General features: G+C 67.7%; 17 protein-coding genes and 2 pseudogenes. 10 read left to right on the forward strand and 9 right to left on the reverse strand.

Annotated elements, in window-relative coordinates:
• A pseudogene (locus A5624_RS13325) lies at window positions 1-300 on the reverse strand (adenylate/guanylate cyclase domain-containing protein); the annotation flags it as partial.
• Between A5624_RS13325 and A5624_RS13330 the strand changes: the two are divergent.
• Both A5624_RS13330 and A5624_RS13335 read left to right on the forward strand, forming a co-directional pair.
• A pseudogene (locus A5624_RS13330) lies at window positions 295-699 on the forward strand (adenylate/guanylate cyclase domain-containing protein); the annotation flags it as partial. The pseudogenes A5624_RS13325 and A5624_RS13330 overlap by 6 nt on opposite strands.
• A 57-nt stretch (window positions 700-756) precedes the next feature.
• Window positions 757-1,965, forward strand: coding sequence for an FAD-dependent oxidoreductase (locus tag A5624_RS13335; RefSeq protein ID WP_082976171.1), 1,209 nt, complete (start codon window positions 757-759; stop codon window positions 1,963-1,965).
• Window positions 1,966-1,970: 5 nt separating this feature from the next.
• On the opposite strand, the gene A5624_RS13340 is transcribed toward A5624_RS13335, so the two are convergent.
• Entirely contained in the window at window positions 1,971-2,372 is a 402-nt protein-coding gene (locus A5624_RS13340) for a hydrogenase (RefSeq protein WP_066866853.1), read from the reverse strand.
• Window positions 2,373-2,462: 90 nt separating this feature from the next.
• On the opposite strand from A5624_RS13340, the gene A5624_RS13345 reads away from it, so the two are divergent.
• Window positions 2,463-2,873 carry a Rid family hydrolase gene (locus A5624_RS13345; protein WP_066866855.1) on the forward strand — a complete coding sequence of 137 codons (411 nt, stop codon included), beginning with the start codon at window positions 2,463-2,465 and terminating at the stop codon, window positions 2,871-2,873.
• A 7-nt stretch (window positions 2,874-2,880) separates the two neighbouring features.
• On the opposite strand, the gene A5624_RS13350 is transcribed toward A5624_RS13345, so the two are convergent.
• Together A5624_RS13350 and A5624_RS13355 are read right to left on the reverse strand one after the other, a co-directional pair.
• Window positions 2,881-3,423 (reverse strand): DUF302 domain-containing protein, encoded by a 543-nt coding sequence (locus tag A5624_RS13350; RefSeq protein WP_066866858.1) that lies wholly within the window; start codon window positions 3,421-3,423, stop codon window positions 2,881-2,883.
• 52 nt (window positions 3,424-3,475) lie between these two features.
• Window positions 3,476-3,904, reverse strand: coding sequence for a tautomerase family protein (locus A5624_RS13355; protein ID WP_066866860.1), 429 nt, complete (start codon window positions 3,902-3,904; stop codon window positions 3,476-3,478).
• 118 nt (window positions 3,905-4,022) lie between these two features.
• Here A5624_RS13355 and A5624_RS13360 point away from each other — a divergent pair, with 118 nt between their 5' ends.
• The gene (locus tag A5624_RS13360) at window positions 4,023-4,607 is read left to right on the forward strand and encodes a TetR/AcrR family transcriptional regulator (protein ID WP_232002256.1); all 585 of its coding nucleotides are present in this window, start codon (window positions 4,023-4,025) and stop codon (window positions 4,605-4,607) included.
• Window positions 4,608-4,671: 64 nt separating this feature from the next.
• Here A5624_RS13360 and A5624_RS13365 read toward each other — a convergent pair whose 3' ends face one another.
• The 3 genes from A5624_RS13365 to A5624_RS13375 all read right to left on the reverse strand — a co-directional run bounded on the left by A5624_RS13365 (window position 4,672) and on the right by A5624_RS13375 (window position 6,164).
• Window positions 4,672-5,433, reverse strand: coding sequence for a superoxide dismutase family protein (locus A5624_RS13365; RefSeq protein WP_066866862.1), 762 nt, complete (start codon window positions 5,431-5,433; stop codon window positions 4,672-4,674).
• A gap of 38 nt (window positions 5,434-5,471) precedes the next feature.
• Complete coding sequence (locus A5624_RS13370) at window positions 5,472-5,657, reverse strand: hypothetical protein (protein WP_066866864.1); 186 nt, start codon at window positions 5,655-5,657, stop codon at window positions 5,472-5,474.
• A gap of 198 nt (window positions 5,658-5,855) precedes the next feature.
• Window positions 5,856-6,164 carry a WhiB family transcriptional regulator gene (locus A5624_RS13375; RefSeq protein WP_064883744.1) on the reverse strand — a complete coding sequence of 103 codons (309 nt, stop codon included), beginning with the start codon at window positions 6,162-6,164 and terminating at the stop codon, window positions 5,856-5,858.
• A gap of 359 nt (window positions 6,165-6,523) precedes the next feature.
• Here A5624_RS13375 and A5624_RS13380 point away from each other — a divergent pair, with 359 nt between their 5' ends.
• From A5624_RS13380 to A5624_RS13390, 3 genes are all read left to right on the forward strand, one after another.
• Window positions 6,524-7,351, forward strand: coding sequence for a hypothetical protein (locus tag A5624_RS13380; RefSeq protein WP_066866866.1), 828 nt, complete (start codon window positions 6,524-6,526; stop codon window positions 7,349-7,351).
• A 90-nt stretch (window positions 7,352-7,441) separates the two neighbouring features.
• The gene (locus A5624_RS13385; protein ID WP_066866868.1) at window positions 7,442-8,020 is read left to right on the forward strand and encodes a sigma-70 family RNA polymerase sigma factor; all 579 of its coding nucleotides are present in this window, start codon (window positions 7,442-7,444) and stop codon (window positions 8,018-8,020) included.
• Complete coding sequence (locus tag A5624_RS13390) at window positions 8,007-8,780, forward strand: anti-sigma-D factor RsdA (RefSeq protein ID WP_197498172.1); 774 nt, start codon at window positions 8,007-8,009, stop codon at window positions 8,778-8,780. Before A5624_RS13385 ends, A5624_RS13390 begins: the two co-directional genes overlap by 14 nt.
• Window positions 8,781-8,789: 9 nt before the next feature.
• Here A5624_RS13390 and A5624_RS13395 read toward each other — a convergent pair whose 3' ends face one another.
• Window positions 8,790-9,203 carry a DUF5319 domain-containing protein gene (locus A5624_RS13395; protein WP_007773416.1) on the reverse strand — a complete coding sequence of 138 codons (414 nt, stop codon included), beginning with the start codon at window positions 9,201-9,203 and terminating at the stop codon, window positions 8,790-8,792.
• Window positions 9,204-9,376: 173 nt separating this feature from the next.
• On the opposite strand from A5624_RS13395, the gene guaB reads away from it, so the two are divergent.
• The 3 genes from guaB to A5624_RS13410 are packed head-to-tail and all read left to right on the forward strand — an operon-like array spanning window position 9,377 to window position 13,916.
• On the forward strand, window positions 9,377-10,972 hold the full coding sequence (gene guaB / locus A5624_RS13400) for an IMP dehydrogenase (protein WP_065028373.1): 1,596 nt from the start codon (window positions 9,377-9,379) through the stop codon (window positions 10,970-10,972).
• An 8-nt stretch (window positions 10,973-10,980) separates the two neighbouring features.
• Window positions 10,981-12,120 (forward strand): GuaB3 family IMP dehydrogenase-related protein, encoded by a 1,140-nt coding sequence (locus tag A5624_RS13405; protein WP_066866872.1) that lies wholly within the window; start codon window positions 10,981-10,983, stop codon window positions 12,118-12,120.
• A gap of 50 nt (window positions 12,121-12,170) precedes the next feature.
• Window positions 12,171-13,916: a GMC oxidoreductase gene (locus A5624_RS13410; RefSeq protein WP_066866874.1), complete on the forward strand. Its 1,746-nt coding sequence runs from the start codon at window positions 12,171-12,173 to the stop codon at window positions 13,914-13,916.
• A gap of 50 nt (window positions 13,917-13,966) precedes the next feature.
• Here the strand turns inward: A5624_RS13410 and A5624_RS13415 are convergent, their stop codons facing one another.
• Window positions 13,967-14,860 carry a TauD/TfdA family dioxygenase gene (locus tag A5624_RS13415; RefSeq protein ID WP_066866875.1) on the reverse strand — a complete coding sequence of 298 codons (894 nt, stop codon included), beginning with the start codon at window positions 14,858-14,860 and terminating at the stop codon, window positions 13,967-13,969.
• Between the last annotated feature and the right edge of the window lie 4 nt (window positions 14,861-14,864).

A 14,864-nucleotide genomic window follows, 5' to 3' on the forward strand; every position in this document is an offset into this window, starting at 1 on the left:
CGTGAATTCGAGTTTGCCTCCGCCGCCGATGGTTCCGGCGATCACCGCACCGGTGTTGATCCCGATGCCGACCCGCAGCTCACCCTCGAATCGCTCGGCGACGCGGCGATGAATCGATACGGCGGTATTCACCGCCCCATCGGCATGATCGGCCAGATCGTTGGGGGCACCGAACACGGCCAGCGCGCCATCGCCGAGGAATTTATTCACGTGCCCGCCGGCGTCGACCACGGCGGGAACCACTATCTCGAACAAAGCATTGAGCCGGGCGACGGCGTCCTCGGCACTGTTGGCCTCGGCGATGGCGCGCTGGCCGTGTTCGGTGCCCCCAACGATCTGGCCGATCATGCCGATGGGGCGGTGAATACCGCCGTATCGATTCATCGCCGCGTCGCCGAGCGATTCGAGGGTGAGCTGCGGGTCGGCATCGGGATCAACACCGGTGCGGTGATCGCCGGAACCATCGGCGGCGGAGGCAAACTCGAATTCACGCTCATCGGCGACGCCGTGAACGTGGCCGCCCGCGTCGAACAGCTCACCAAAACCACCGGGGACGCGATCCTGCTGACCCAGCAGACCGTCGACGCGCTGCGGTCCCCGCCAATGGGACTGACGGACAGGGGTTTTCACGCCCTGAAGGGAAAGTCGGCCGAGGTGCAGGTGTTCGGCATCGGCCCCGCGTCGGCGGCGACGTCGTAGACGGTGTCGATGCCGTAGTCTGCACTCGTATTCCACACTCCACGAGGAGTCCCGCCCATGACGCAAGTGCTGCAGACCGAGGTGTGTGTTGCCGGCGGCGGTCCCGCCGGGATGGTTCATGCTCTGCTGCTCGCCCGGGCCGGAATCCGGGTCGTGGTCTTGGAGAAGCACAACGACTTCCTGCGCGACTTCCGCGGCGACACCGTGCACCCGTCCACCCTGCGGATCATGGACGAGCTGGGGTTCATCGACGAGTTCCTGCGGCTACCGCACACCAAGATCGACCGGGTCGCCTTCGACACCGACGGCTCCATTCGCACCTTCGGCAATTTCAAGGTGCTCAAGCGGCTCGGTTTCCGGCAGCCCTATATCGCCATGATGCCGCAGTGGGACTTCCTCGACTTCCTCGCCGAAAAGGCTTCTGCCTACCCCGAATTCACCTTGCTTCGCAATGCCGAGGTCACCGACGTCATGGTCGAAGGCGACCGGGTGGCCGGGGTGCGCACGCCGGACCTCGAGGTGCGCGCCCAGCTGGTGATCGCCGCGGATGGACGCAAGTCCGCGGTGCGCGCCGCGGCGGGGCTGCAGACCGCAGCGGCGCACTCGCCGATGGATGTGCTGTGGTTCCGGCTGAAATGGCGCCCCGGCGACCCCCAGGAACTGTTCGCGGTGCTGCGCAAGGGCCTGATGATGGCGATGATCTACCGGGGCGATTACTGGCAGATCGCCTATTTGATGCCGAAGGGATCAAACCCGCGGGAGGGGTCCCTCGAGGAGTTCAAGGAGCGGATCGCGACCGCGCAACCGCGGCTGCGAGAGCACGTCAACGACCTGAGTTCGTGGGACGACACCAGCGAACTCGACGTGCGGGTGGATCGGCTCGAGACGTGGTGGCGAACGGGCCTGCTGTGCATCGGCGACGCGGCGCACGCCATGTCGCCGGCCGGCGGGGTCGGCATCAACCTCGCGGTGGCCGACGCGGTGGCCGCGGCCAACGTGCTGTGCGCCCCGCTGCGCGAGGGCCGGGTGACCGACGAAGACCTCGCGAGAGTGCAGCGGCGGCGCGAGCTACCCACCCGGATCGTCCAGGCTTTTCAGGTGTTCATGCAGGACAGGGCGATCGCGCCCAACTTGAGCGGTGACCTGTCCCCGATTCGCGTCCCCAAGATCGTGGGTATGGGTCCGCTGCAAGCGATTCCGCCGATTTTCGTCGGACGTGGTTTTCGTCCCGAGCATGTCCGCACGCCGGATGTGCACTCCCGGTAGCGCCGTCAGAGCCCGGCGATGACGATGACGACGCCGACCACGATGCACGGCGCCAGGGAGACCAGCAGGACGCTGACCAACTTCTCCTTTGCCGCCGAGGCCTCGTGGTCGCCGGTCGCGATCGGCGCGAGCCTGCCGCCGGCGCCCCATGCCGCCGCGAGCAGCGTCGCCAACCAGTTCGCGTAGGCGGCGTAGACGACGAGGGCCGCCGCCGTGATTGCCCACGCCTCGGGCAGGTGGACGTGCGGCCAGAGCAGGCCCAGCAACACGAGGAACATGCCGTTGAGGACCCCCTCGAGATGACTCGACAGCGCCATGCGCCGGTTTTTCAACACGGGCAGGGGCAATCCGGTGAACAGTCCGAGCAGGAACAAGACCAGCCCGAGGGTGAACAGCAGCGTCTGCATGTCAGCACACTAGGGGCGTTTGGCGGCGCCTGCGGTCGATTGCGGGCGAAGCGAGTACCCGCGACGCGGTCGGCGACGAAGATGGCCCCCATGGGTAGGCCGATATTTTCTGTCACTCCCGGCTATGGCGACCACCAGCTTCGGGAGTTCCACTATGCGCAGGCCGTTCGCTACGGGGACCGGGTGGAGACGGCCGGGCAGGGAGGGTGGGACGAGCACTGGCGCTATCCGGAGTCGGCGCGCGACGAGATCATTGCGGCTTTCGACAACGTCGAACGAACGTTGTCGACGGCGGGAGCCTCCTGGCGCGACGTGGTGCACGTGCACTCCTATCACGTCCCCGGAGCGGATGGCCGGATCGGGTCCGAGCACCTGGACACCATGGTCGAACAGTTTCGCCGGCGCATGGGCGAGCGCGCGCCCCTGTGGACATGCATCGGCGTCGCCGCGCTGGCGAGTCCGAAGATGCGCGTCGAGATCCAAGTCACCGCGGTCGTCTGAGCCGCGACTAACGCGGTGCGGTGAGTCCGGCCGGCACGGAGGCGCCGAGATGCGCCAGCAACGTGGCCAGCTTGTGATCCAATTCGATTCCTACCGTGGTGATTTGGGGTGTGTAGAAGCTGCTGAACCGCGTGCTGGGTTGGTCAACGGTAAACCATGTGGTGCCGTCGGCGTCCTCCACAATGGCAGTGCGCAACGGCGCATAGAGCAGAACGGCCGGGTTGTACCGGTACATCTTCTGCGCGATCGTGTGATTGCCCATCAGGTACTCGACGCAACGGCCGCGGTCGCCGGCCAGCCGCATCAGCGACGTGAAATCGTGTGACCAATAGAGAATGAAGCCGTGCGGCGCGTTCTGGGCGGTGGCCTCTAGAACGGTCTGCCAGTCGGCTTCTCGTTCGATGAGGGAGTCGTATATCTCACTCTGGAAAGCGGGCACCGCTTGCTCGTAGCGATTCTTGAACCCGTCGAACGTGTCGTCGATCTGGATCGTCAACCGGTCGACCTGATGTGAGGCCGTCTCGATCGATCCGTGCAGTGATTTGGTCATTGTGTTTCCTCGTTACAGTTGTTTATCGAAATACGTTGGAAGGCAGCGCTTGTCAGGACGCAATTCCCAGTTCGGCAAGCCTGGTCCGGTTCTGCTCGAGCCATTCGCGCTCGTGGCCGGACGCGGGGATGAACAAGCCGGCATCCATGACATTCGTGGGATCGACTTCGGCGATCGAGATCCATAGGTCGGCCTCGGGCTGGCCCGAGTTACGCGTCCAGATCTGCGCGAGCTGACGCAGCATTGCCTGCCGCGTCATGAGGTCACGTCCGTGGCGGTTGAAGCCGAGAATCAACGACTGCGTTGCCGGTTTGCCGGCCGTGAAGCAGTCGCCCTCGGGGAGTTCGTGAAAAAGCACTTTGACCCACGCCGCCAACGCTCCGGTGGCGTCGCAGTACATGGTGGTCATCTCCTCGGCGATCTTGGCTTTCGCGGACCGGGTCAGTAGGCCCTTCGGGCTGTAGCACTGGTAGACGGGCATGGCGTTCCTTTCGTGGTGCGGAGCGTGGCTCCGGCGAGCAAAAATACTATGTCGTGCGACATACTTATAACTACTGCCGAGAGTACTGCGCTATCCGGGCGCCTGCAAGGAACTATGTATGATGGACGACATGCCAAGGAAGAGTGACAGCAAGGCGCGGATGACCGCCGCCGCGCGGCGCTTGTTCCGCGAACACGGTTATCTCGGCACTGCCCTGTCGGACGTCGTCACCGAGAGCGCCGCCCCGCGCGGGTCGATCTACTTTCACTTCCCGGGCGGGAAGGAAGAACTCGCCAGCGAGGTCGCCCTTCTGCACGCTTCCGACCGCATCGCAGACATCAACCGCGCGGCGGCCAGCACCCGCACCGCGGCTGAACTGATCGCGGCGTTTATCGGGCGCGAACGCGATGAACTGGTGTCAAGCAACTACCGCGAGGGGTGCGCGGTCGCTCCCATCGTCATCGAGTCGACGCCCGCGTCCGACCAACTCAGCGATGTGACGCGGCGAGCCTTCCAGGATCTGATCACCACGCTCGCCGCCCGGCTCACCGAGAAAGGCCTGAGCCACGACAGGGCCGTGCAGCTGGCAACGAGTGTGTGGATCAATGTGGAGGGCGCGCTGATCCTCGGCCGCGCCCTGCGTAGTCCCGAGCCATTCGACACAGCGATCACCCAACTGACCGCAGTCGCCGATGCCGACTAGGCGACGCGAAACACCCCCGGTCCCTTGCGGATCGGGGGTGTTCCCTTTCATGGTGGCTCGAGCGTCAGCGCCCGGGAGAAAAGGTAGGCGGTGTCGTGACGGTCGTGGTCGGTGTCGACGTCAGGGTCGGGCTGCTGGTGACCGTGACGGTGCTGGTGCTCGTACTGGTGGATGCCGGCGGCACCACGGTGGTGGTGGTGCTGGTCGTGACGCTGGTGGTCGACGAGGTTGTGGTGGTCGACGACGCCGCGATCACACCGCAGGCCAGCCGCTTGCCGGATTCACCCGTCGGGGCGGTGCTACCTAGATTGTCCGCAGTCTGGTGGATGATCAGCGCGGTGCCCGCACTGTTTCTCAGGTCGGCGGAGGTGAACGCGTTGCTGGTGGTGACCAGTTTGGCCGAACCGTCGGAGCGCACCTGCAAGGCGGTCAGGTCGCCGCTGGCCGGGTAACTCGTGTGATTGGCCGCCTGGTAAACGCTTCCGGCGGAGTCGAAGTCCCCGCTCGAGCCGCCGCTCGGCGCAGCCGAATTGGCCTCGCACTTGCCGACCGCGTGGATCTGCAGCCCGTGGAAACCGGGGCTGAGCACCTGGTTGGGTCCGGCTTCCACGGTCACCGTCGCATAGCCGTTGGCGAATTCGAACGTGGCGTTGGCCACCGGACTGCCGTCGGCGGTCTTCAGCTGGGTGGTCAGCCGCTCCGCGCCGGGGGTCGAGCTGGTCAACGGTGACGTATTGGGCTGGCTGCCTTGCTGGTTCGAGCACGCGGCTAGCGAGGCCACGGTCGCGGTGAACGCCGCGACCGCAAAGCATGCGGCCTTGTTCATTTGCGGTGCCTACCCACATTGGCCCGCGCCGAAACGGCCTACTCCGCGGGTTTGCGCACCTCGCTGGCCAGGTCGCGGTAGTCCCAAACCAGGTCGACCACCTCTTGCGCGGCCCGCCCCGCCGCGCCGGCGATCAAACCCACGATGCGGCCGAGGTGGGTCGCCGTCGTGTTCACGGCCTCAAAGACGTTGTTAATAGCGCGATCTGCCGCGGTGTCGGCCATCTGCGTTCCCCTCCGTTAGGCGTCCCCGGCGACCAAGCCTACCGGCCCAGCGACCTCGGCAGGGCCCTGCGGCCGCGGACTCGGACAGTTGTCGAGGGGGGTTCGATGCGGCCGGGTGGTGCGCCCGAATATCCGCGTCGCGCGTGTCCTCGCTCGAATCCATTGGGGCGGGCGCAAATCGCGCGCGCCGTGCGGGACTTAGGCCGACCGGCGGATGGTGCGCCCCCGGCCGATGTCGCCCTTGAGCAGCAGGTCGCGCTCGGACTCGGACAGGCCGCCCCAAACCCCGTAGGGCTCACCGACTTCGAGGGCGTGCGACCGGCACTCCTGGATGACCGGGCACTGCCGGCACATTTCCTTCGCGCGCTGCTCGCGCTGCATGCGGGCCCGGCCACGTTCACCGTCGGGGTGGAAGAACATCGACGAGTCAACGCCGCGGCATAAGCCCTGCAGTTGCCAATTCCAGATGTCGGCGTTGGGTCCAGGTAGCTGCTCCGGCTGTGGCATTGGTTCGTTCCCTCTCTGCACCGCCCGCTCGAGGTCAGGTTCGTGAAAGCGGTTGGGTGCAACTTAAATTAAGTGGAGTGGAGTCACCGATGACTACCCGTCATGCGTAGACGTTAGGGGCGGCGGTGAATTTCCGTCAATAGCCACTTAGCCCGGCAAAGTATGTGCCCGTTGGAGTAGAATTAACTTTGCGTTCATCTCGATTGAAATTGCGAAACCTATGCCGTGCTACCAGGCGGTTGGCCGAAACGAGATTGCCCAGCTCAGCGCGTGGTAGGGGGATAAGGCGAATTTATCCATGGGCTATAGTGATTAACGGTTCGGTAACATGAAGACCACAAACTGTTTACTACATCATTGTGATTGAAACTCGTCACACTTCCGTGATTGGGCGGCGGCTGGCCGACGCCGCCTTCGGGGACCGCCCCGCCTGGCCGCTGCCGTCGGCGACGACGCCGGAGGAACTGTGGCTGCGCGCCGTGGCGGCCGGGGGCCGGGGGCGCTACGGCGCCGCCTACCGCGACCTCGCGGTGCTGCGGCGCATCGCGCCCACCGGGCGGCTGGCGTCGCTGGGCAGGAGCACGCAGGGGTCGTTCTTGCGCCAGCTCGGTTGGCATGGTGTGGCGCGGGGCTGGGACGGGCGCGCCCTGGCGCTGGCCGGCGGCGACCCCGAGGCGTGCGCCGACGCGCTTATCGGGCTGGCCGCCGACGCGCTGGGCGTCGGGCGCTTCGCGGCCGCGGCGACGCTGCTGGCGCGCACCGATCCGCTGCTTGCGTCGCCGAATTCCGAAGCGGCGGTGCCGGATCGGCTGCCGGTGCGCCGACGATGGGTGGCCGCCGAACTGGCGATGGCCCGCGGCGAAGGCGACGCCGCCGTCCGCCACGCCCGTGAAGGCGTGGAGCTGGCGGCGGCCATGACCGTCGCATCGCCGCGCCACCGGGTCAAAAGCGAGGTGGTGCTGGCCGCCGCGCTGTGCTGCGCGGGCAACCTCGAGCGTGCCCGGGCGGTCGCGGACGCCGCGCTGACGGATGCGGGCCGGTTAGGGCTGCTGCCACTGCGTTGGGCGCTGGCTTGCTTGCTGATCGATATCGGAAGCGTCACGTTTGTGGCACATCAACTGCACGAAATCCGCGATGTCTGCGCAGGCCAGGTGCGGCGCGCCGGTGGGACGTGGCGTTCCGCTTGAAACGGCCTCCCGACCGTTATTGTCATTTCGTTAGTTAGCCCGGTTGGCCCGCGATGTGTCCGCTTCGTAACGTTGGAGATATCACCGTCGATGACAATTCCAGCAGGGGAACGTCTCGACGCTGTGGTCGCCAAGGCCGTCACCGGCGACCACAACGCATTGAGGGAGGTGCTGGAGACCATCCGTCCGATCGTCGTGCGATATTGCCGAGCGCGTGTCGGCACCGTCGATCGGGGTGGCCTGTCAGCGGATGACGTGGCACAGGAGGTGTGCTTGGCGACTATCACGGCGCTGCCGCGTTATCGCGATCGCGGGCGTCCATTCCTGGCCTTCCTGTACGGCATCGCGGCCCACAAGGTCGCCGATGCCCACCGCGCTGCCGGACGCGATCTCGCCTATCCCACCGAATCGATTCCCGATCGCTGGTCGAGCGATGCGGGGCCCGAACAGCTTGCGATCGAAGCGGATTCGGTGAGCCGGATGAGCGAACTGCTCGAGATCCTGCCCGCCAAGCAACGCGAGATCCTGATCCTGCGCGTCGTCGTCGGCCTGTCCGCCGAGGAGACCGCGACCGCCGTCGGCAGCACCACCGGGGCCGTCCGAGTTGCCCAGCACCGCGCGCTGTCGCGGCTGAAATCCGAGATGATCGCGGCAGGTGACTGTGCCTGACTCCCTGGACGAATTCGCCCGCACCGACCTGCTGCTCGATGCGCTGGCCCAGCGCCGGCCGGTCTCCGGCAGCCAGGTCGAGGATCCCGACGACCCTGATTTTCAGGTGCTCACCACACTGCTGGAGGACTGGCGCGACAACCTGAGGTGGCCGCCGGCCAGCGCCCTGGTGACGCCCGAAGAGGCCGTCAACGCGTTGCGCACCGGACTGGCCGAACGGCGGCGCGGCCATCGCGGACTGGCCGTCGTCGGATCGGTGGCCGCGGCGCTGATGGTGCTCAGCGGCTTCGGCGCCATGGTGGTCGAGGCCCGGCCCGGCGGCACCCTGTACGGGCTGCACGCGATGTTCTTCGACCAGCCGCAGGTCCACGAAAAGCAGGAGATGCTGGCCGCCAAGGCCGACCTGGCGAAGGTGCAGGAATCGATCGACCGCGGCCAGTGGGACCAGGCCAAGAATCAGCTGACCGAGGTGAGCAGCCTGGTGGCCTCGATCGACGACCCGGCCAGCAAACAGGAACTGACCGACCAGTTGAAGCTGTTGAACGCGAAGGTCGACGCGCGCGACCCGAACGCCACGCTCCCGGTCGCCCCGCCTCCCGCGGCGCCGGCCGGCCCGGCCTCTGCCGCGATCCCCGCGGCGCCACCCGCACCGCTGACGCCGCCGGCCGCGCCGAGCCCGCAGCCGAGTCCGTCAGTGGGTAAGCATCACCATCACGGCCAGACGCCACCGCCGGTGGCGCCGCTGATTCCGAATCAGTGAGCCGCTAAATCAGTGCCGGCGGTGGAAACCGTCGGCGTCCGAGGTCGCTTCGTTGAGCGACGCGTCGGCATACCCGCGGCAGTAGTCCCACGTGACGTAGGCGTCCGGCTCGGGGTCATAGGCGGGCTCGTGCGGGCGCACGGTGCCGTCGATCAGCAGCTGCAGCAGGTTGGCCCGCAGCATGTCCCAGTCGTGGTAGTGATCCTGCTGACATTCGTCGCAGCAGACCACCAGTCCGCGAATACCCTTGTGCGCCAGCAGCGCTTCGTACACGGCCAGATCGGCGAGGTCGGCCTCGACGGCCATTCGCTCTTGCTGATCCAGGGGCTGGCCTGGCTCGACGGCTTCCAGGGCCGCCGACGGATCACAGGGGTCGTCGGCGAAAGGGTCGGGCGGCAAACCCGGTGGGAGGTGGTCGCGCACGCCTCTAGCCTACGCAGCCCGCCCCGGATAACGCCAGCAGGCGGCTACTCGCCATGCCGGATGGTTCCGTCGCGCCGTTTGGTGCGCGCGGCGCGCCCGAGCAAGCGGACGGCAGGGACAGGCAAGCCGATAGGATGGTTCTCTCACGCCGCATCGTATGGAGGGCCCCTCTGATGACCCGTGGCACGTCCCACCTGGAAGACAGCTCTGACCTCGTCGGCAGTGCGTATGTGCGGGTGGGTGGCCTGGTCGACGACCCGGTGCCCACCGGGGGTGACAACCCGCACAAGATCGCCATGCTCGGGCTGACGTTCGACGACGTCTTGCTGCTGCCGGCGGCCTCCGACGTGGTGCCCGCCACCGCGGACACCTCCAGCCAGCTGACCAAGAAGATCAGGCTCAAAGTGCCGCTGGTCAGCTCGGCGATGGATACGGTCACCGAGTCGCGGATGGCCATCGCGATGGCCCGGGCCGGCGGCATGGGTGTCCTGCACCGCAACCTGCCGGTGGCCGAGCAGGCCGGCCAGGTCGAAATGGTCAAACGCTCGGAGGCCGGGATGGTCACCGACCCGGTCACCTGCCGCCCGGACAACACCCTGGCCCAGGTCGACGCGATGTGCGCACGGTTCCGCATCTCCGGCCTGCCGGTGGTCGACGAGTCGGGCGCCCTGGTCGGCATCATCACCAACCGCGACATGCGGTTCGAGGTCGACCAGACCAAGAAGGTGGCCGAGGTGATGACCAAGGCCCCGCTGATCACCGCTCAGGAGGGCGTGTCCGCCGACGCGGCGCTAGGGCTGTTGCGCCGCCACAAGATCGAGAAGCTGCCCATCGTCGACGGCCACGGCCGGCTGACCGGGCTGATCACCGTCAAGGACTTCGTCAAGACGGAACAGCATCCCCTGGCCACCAAGGACAGCGACGGCAGGCTGCTGGTCGGCGCCGCCGTGGGTGTCGGCGGTGACGCGTGGGTCCGGGCGATGATGCTGGTGGACGCCGGGGTCGACGTGCTGATCGTGGACACCGCGCACGCGCACAACCGGCTGGTGCTCGACATGGTCGGCAAGCTCAAGGCCGAGGTGGGCGAGAAGGTCGAGGTGATCGGCGGCAACGTCGCCACCCGTTCGGCGGCCGCGGCCCTGGTCGCCGCCGGCGCCGACGCGGTGAAGGTGGGCGTCGGGCCGGGCTCGATCTGCACCACGCGGGTGGTCGCCGGCGTCGGCGCGCCACAGATCACCGCGATTCTGGAGGCGGTCGCGGCGTGCGGCCCGGCGGGCGTGCCGGTGATCGCCGACGGCGGCCTGCAGTACTCCGGTGACATCGCCAAGGCGCTGGCCGCCGGCGCGTCGACGGCCATGCTCGGCTCGTTGCTGGCCGGCACCGCCGAGGCCCCCGGCGAGCTGATCTTCGTCAACGGCAAGCAGTTCAAGAGCTACCGCGGGATGGGGTCGCTGGGCGCCATGGCCGGACGCGGCTCGGGCAGCGGGAAGTCGTATTCCAAGGACCGCTACTTCGCCGACGACGCGCTCTCCGAAGACAAACTGGTGCCCGAGGGCATCGAGGGCCGGGTGCCCTTCCGCGGCCCGCTGTCCTCGGTGATCCACCAGCTGACCGGCGGCCTGCGCGCCGCGATGGGCTACACCGGCTCGCCGAGCATCGAGGCGCTGCAGCAGGCGCAGTTCGTCCGGATCACGGCGGCCGGGCTGCGGGAGAGCCACCCGCACGACGTCGCCATGACGGTCGAAGCCCCCAACTACTACGCACGCTGAGGCCGGAGATGGTCGAGATCGGGATGGGCCGCGTCGCCCGACGCAGCTATGAACTGAGCGAAGTCAGCATCGTCGCGTCCCGGCGCACCCGCTCCTCGCAGGACGTCTCGACCGCCTGGCAGCTGGACGCCTACCGGTTCGAGATTCCGGTGCTCGCGCATCCGACCGACGCGCTGGTGTCGCCGGAGTTCGCGATCGAGCTCGGCAAGCTCGGCGGCCTGGGCGTGCTCAACGGTGAGGGACTGATCGGGCGCCACGCCGACGTCGAGGCCAAGATCGCCCAACTCGTCGAGGCGGCCAGCAAGGAGCCCGAGCCCTCGGCGGCCATCCGGCTGCTGCAGGAGTTCCACGCGGCCCCGCTGAACCCGGACCTGCTGGGCTCCGCGATCGCCCGGATCCGCGACGCCGGCGTCACCACCGCCGTGCGGGTCAGCCCGCAGAACGCCCAGGCGCTGACGCCGGTGCTGGTGCAGGCCGGCATCGACCTGCTGGTCATCCAGGGCACCATCGTGTCGGCCGAAAGAGTGGCCCAAGACAGGGATGGGGCCGGGGAACCGCTGAACCTCAAGACCTTCATCTCCGAGCTCGACGTGCCGGTGGTCGCCGGCGGCGTGCAGGACCACCGCACCGCGCTGCACCTGATGCGCACCGGCGCCGCCGGCGTCATCGTCGGCTACGGCGCGACCAGGGGAGTGACCACCAGCGACGAGGTGCTGGGCATCAGCGTGCCGATGGCCACCGCGATCGCCGACGCCGCCGCCGCGCGGCGCGAATACCTCGACGAGACCGGCGGCCGCTACGTGCACGTGCTGGCCGACGGCGACATCCACACCTCCGGTGAGCTGGCGAAGGCCATCGCCTGCGGGGCCGACGCGGTGGTGCTGGGCACGCCGCTGGCCGAGTCCGCCGAGGCGCTGGGCGAGGGCTGGTTCTGGCCCGCCGCCGCGGCGCATCCCTCGCTGCCGCGCGGGGCGCTGCTGCAGATCGCCGTCGGTGAGCGCCCGCCGCTGCAGCAGGTGCTCAACGGGCCGTCCGACGATCCGTTCGGCAGCCTCAACCTGGTCGGCGGACTGCGGCGGTCGATGGCCAAGGCCGGCTATTGCGACCTCAAGGAGTTCCAGAAGGTCGGCCTGACCGTCGGTAGCTAACCCGCGAGGGTCGCTGGCTTGTTACCCGCCGGTAAGGCCATACTGGTGCGATGAAGCCGGATTACGACGTACTGATCATCGGTTCGGGTTTCGGGGGCAGCGTCAGCGCGTTGCGGCTGACCGAAAAGGGCTACCGCGTCGGCGTATTGGAGGCCGGACGCCGGTACGCCGACGAAGATTTCGCCGAGACGTCCTGGGATCTGCGCAAGTTTCTGTGGGCGCCGAGGCTGGGCTGCTACGGCATCCAGCGGATCCACCCCCTGAAGAACGTGCTGATCCTGGCCGGCGCCGGGGTGGGCGGCGGCTCGCTGAACTACGCCAACACCCTGTACGTGCCGCCGGAGCCGTTCTTCAAAGACCAGCAGTGGGCGCACATCACGGACTGGCGCGACGAGCTGATGCCGCACTACGAGCAGGCCAAGCGGATGCTCGGCGTGGTGGAGAACCCGACCTTCACCGACGCCGACCGGATCGTCAAACAGGTGGCGGACGAGATGGGCTGCGGCGACACGTTCGTGCCGACTCCCGTCGGCGTGTTCTTCGGCCCCGACGGCACCAAGGCCCCGGGCAAGACCGTGCCGGACCCCTACTTCGGTGGCGCGGGGCCGGAGCGCACCGGCTGCCTGGAATGTGGTTGCTGCATGACCGGTTGTCGTTACGGCGCCAAGAACACCCTGCTGAAGAACTACCTGGCTCTCGCGGAATCTGCTGGGGCGCAGGTGATCCCGATGACCACGGTCAAGCGTTTCGAGCAGCGTCCTGATGGGCTGTGGGAGGTTCGCACCGTGCGTACCGGCAGTTGGCTGCGCCGCGACCGGCGCACCTACACGGCGAAGCAGGTGATCCTGGCCGCCGGCACCTGGGGCACCCAGCATCTGCTGTTCAACATGCGCGATCAGGGTCTGCTGCCGCGGCTGTCGGATCGGCTGGGCGTGCTCACCCGCACCAACTCCGAGTCCATCGTCGGCGCCGGGAAGCTCGAGGTCGACCCGAACCTCGACCTGACGCACGGGGTGGCGATCACCTCGTCGATCCACCCGACGCCGGACACCCACATCGAGCCGGTCCGCTACGGCAAGGGCTCCAACGCGATGGGGCTGCTGCAGACGCTGATGACCGACGGAACCGGCCCCGAAGGCAGCGACGTGCCGCGCTGGAAGCAACTGTTGGACCAGGCCCGCGAGGATCCGCGTCGCATGATGCGGTTGCTCAACGTCCGTCAGTGGAGCGAACGCACGCTGATCGCCTTGGTCATGCAGCACCTGGACAACTCCATCACCACCTACACCAAACGCGGCAGGCTGGGCATCCGCTGGTACACCAGCAAGCAGGGCCACGGCGAGCCGAACCCGACCTGGATCCCGGTCGGGAATCAGGTCACCCGGCGCATCGCCGACAAGATCGACGCCGTGGCCGGCGGCACCTGGGGAGAGCTGTTCAACATCCCGCTGACCGCGCATTTCCTCGGCGGCGCCGTGATCGGTGACAACGCCGAGCATGGGGTGATCGACCCGTATCACCGGGTCTACGGCTACCCGACGCTGTTCGTGGTGGACGGCGCGGCGATCTCGGCGAACCTGGGCGTCAACCCCTCGCTGTCAATCACCGCCCAGGCAGAGCGGGCCGCGTCGTTGTGGCCGAATGCCGGTGAGGACGACCAGCGCCCGGCGCAGGGCCAGCCGTATCGCCGGCTGGAGCCGATCCCGCCCAAGGCGCCCGTCGTCCCGGCCACCGCGCCCGGCGCGCTGCGCTGGTTGCCGAGCAATCACATCAGCTCCACCGCCGACGCCAGTTAACTCGTGACGATCGCGAGCGTGGCGTAGCCGGGCGCTGCGGGTCGTCACCATTAACTTGCCAGCGCCTGAAGCGGCGCGCCGCTGACCACCCGGCTGCGCTCGCCGCGCACGTTGACCGGCACGTCGCCCATCAGCGTGATGCGGTGCATGAGCCGGGGTTGGTCGTCGTAGTCGTCGACCGCCCGGTGCTGGGTGGCGCGGTTGTCCCACATGGCGACGTCGCCGTGCGCCCAGTTCCAGCCAATGGTGTTCTCCGGCACGGTGATTCGCCGCTGCAGCAGCTCCAGGAGGGCGGTTGACTCGTGGCTGTCCAGGCCGACGAAGCCGCGCACGAAGTCACCGGCCACCAGGGTGCGTTCGCCGGTCTCGGGGTGCACCCGCACCACCGGATGCTCGGTGCGGAAGTCGGGCTTTTCGAAAGCCTGCCGAAACGCCCGCTGCTCCTCGCTCATCGCTTCGACGCTCACGTAGTCGTACCGGTTGGTGTGCAGCGCCCAGAGGTTTTCCACCAGGCATTTGAGCGGTTCGGGCAGGTGCTGGTAGGCCGCCACGGTCGAGGCCCACAGCGTCGAGCCCCCGTAGGCCGGCAGCGTGACCGCACGCAGGATCGACGCCGAGGGGTAGTTGGCGGCGAACGTCACGTCGGTGTGCCAACGGTTCGCCTTGCCGTACCCCGAGTCGATCGGGGTGATCACCGGGAGGTGCTTGGCGGCCAGGGCCGACGCGGCCGGGTGGCCGATCGGCGTGCCCAGCAGACCGGCGAACGCGAGCTGCTCGGAGTCGTCGAGGTGGTGCTGGTGACGGAAGAAGATCACCTTGTGGGTCAACAGCGCCCGGCGGATCGTCTCGACCGCGTCCTGGTCGAGGTCGCCGCCGAGGCGAACCCCGTCCACCCGGGCGCCGATGCGACTGCCCAGCTTGGTGACGGTTATCTGACCTGTCATTTCG

Source organism: Mycobacterium sp. 1482292.6 (assembly GCF_001672995.1).
Taxonomy (GTDB): domain Bacteria; phylum Actinomycetota; class Actinomycetes; order Mycobacteriales; family Mycobacteriaceae; genus Mycobacterium; species Mycobacterium europaeum_A.

Coding starts and splice junctions, on each gene's coding strand:
- A5624_RS13335 (WP_082976171.1), top strand. CDS start 757: ATGACGCAAGTGCTGCAGACCGAGGTGTGTGTTGCCGGCGGCGGTCCC.
- A5624_RS13340 (WP_066866853.1), bottom strand. CDS start 2,372: ATGCAGACGCTGCTGTTCACCCTCGGGCTGGTCTTGTTCCTGCTCGGA.
- A5624_RS13345 (WP_066866855.1), top strand. CDS start 2,463: ATGGGTAGGCCGATATTTTCTGTCACTCCCGGCTATGGCGACCACCAG.
- A5624_RS13350 (WP_066866858.1), bottom strand. CDS start 3,423: ATGACCAAATCACTGCACGGATCGATCGAGACGGCCTCACATCAGGTC.
- A5624_RS13355 (WP_066866860.1), bottom strand. CDS start 3,904: ATGCCCGTCTACCAGTGCTACAGCCCGAAGGGCCTACTGACCCGGTCC.
- A5624_RS13360 (WP_232002256.1), top strand. CDS start 4,023: ATGATGGACGACATGCCAAGGAAGAGTGACAGCAAGGCGCGGATGACC.
- A5624_RS13365 (WP_066866862.1), bottom strand. CDS start 5,433: ATGAACAAGGCCGCATGCTTTGCGGTCGCGGCGTTCACCGCGACCGTG.
- A5624_RS13370 (WP_066866864.1), bottom strand. CDS start 5,657: ATGGCCGACACCGCGGCAGATCGCGCTATTAACAACGTCTTTGAGGCC.
- A5624_RS13375 (WP_064883744.1), bottom strand. CDS start 6,164: ATGCCACAGCCGGAGCAGCTACCTGGACCCAACGCCGACATCTGGAAT.
- A5624_RS13385 (WP_066866868.1), top strand. CDS start 7,442: ATGACAATTCCAGCAGGGGAACGTCTCGACGCTGTGGTCGCCAAGGCC.
- guaB (WP_065028373.1), top strand. CDS start 9,377: ATGACCCGTGGCACGTCCCACCTGGAAGACAGCTCTGACCTCGTCGGC.
- A5624_RS13405 (WP_066866872.1), top strand. CDS start 10,981: ATGGTCGAGATCGGGATGGGCCGCGTCGCCCGACGCAGCTATGAACTG.
- A5624_RS13410 (WP_066866874.1), top strand. CDS start 12,171: ATGAAGCCGGATTACGACGTACTGATCATCGGTTCGGGTTTCGGGGGC.
- A5624_RS13415 (WP_066866875.1), bottom strand. CDS start 14,860: ATGACAGGTCAGATAACCGTCACCAAGCTGGGCAGTCGCATCGGCGCC.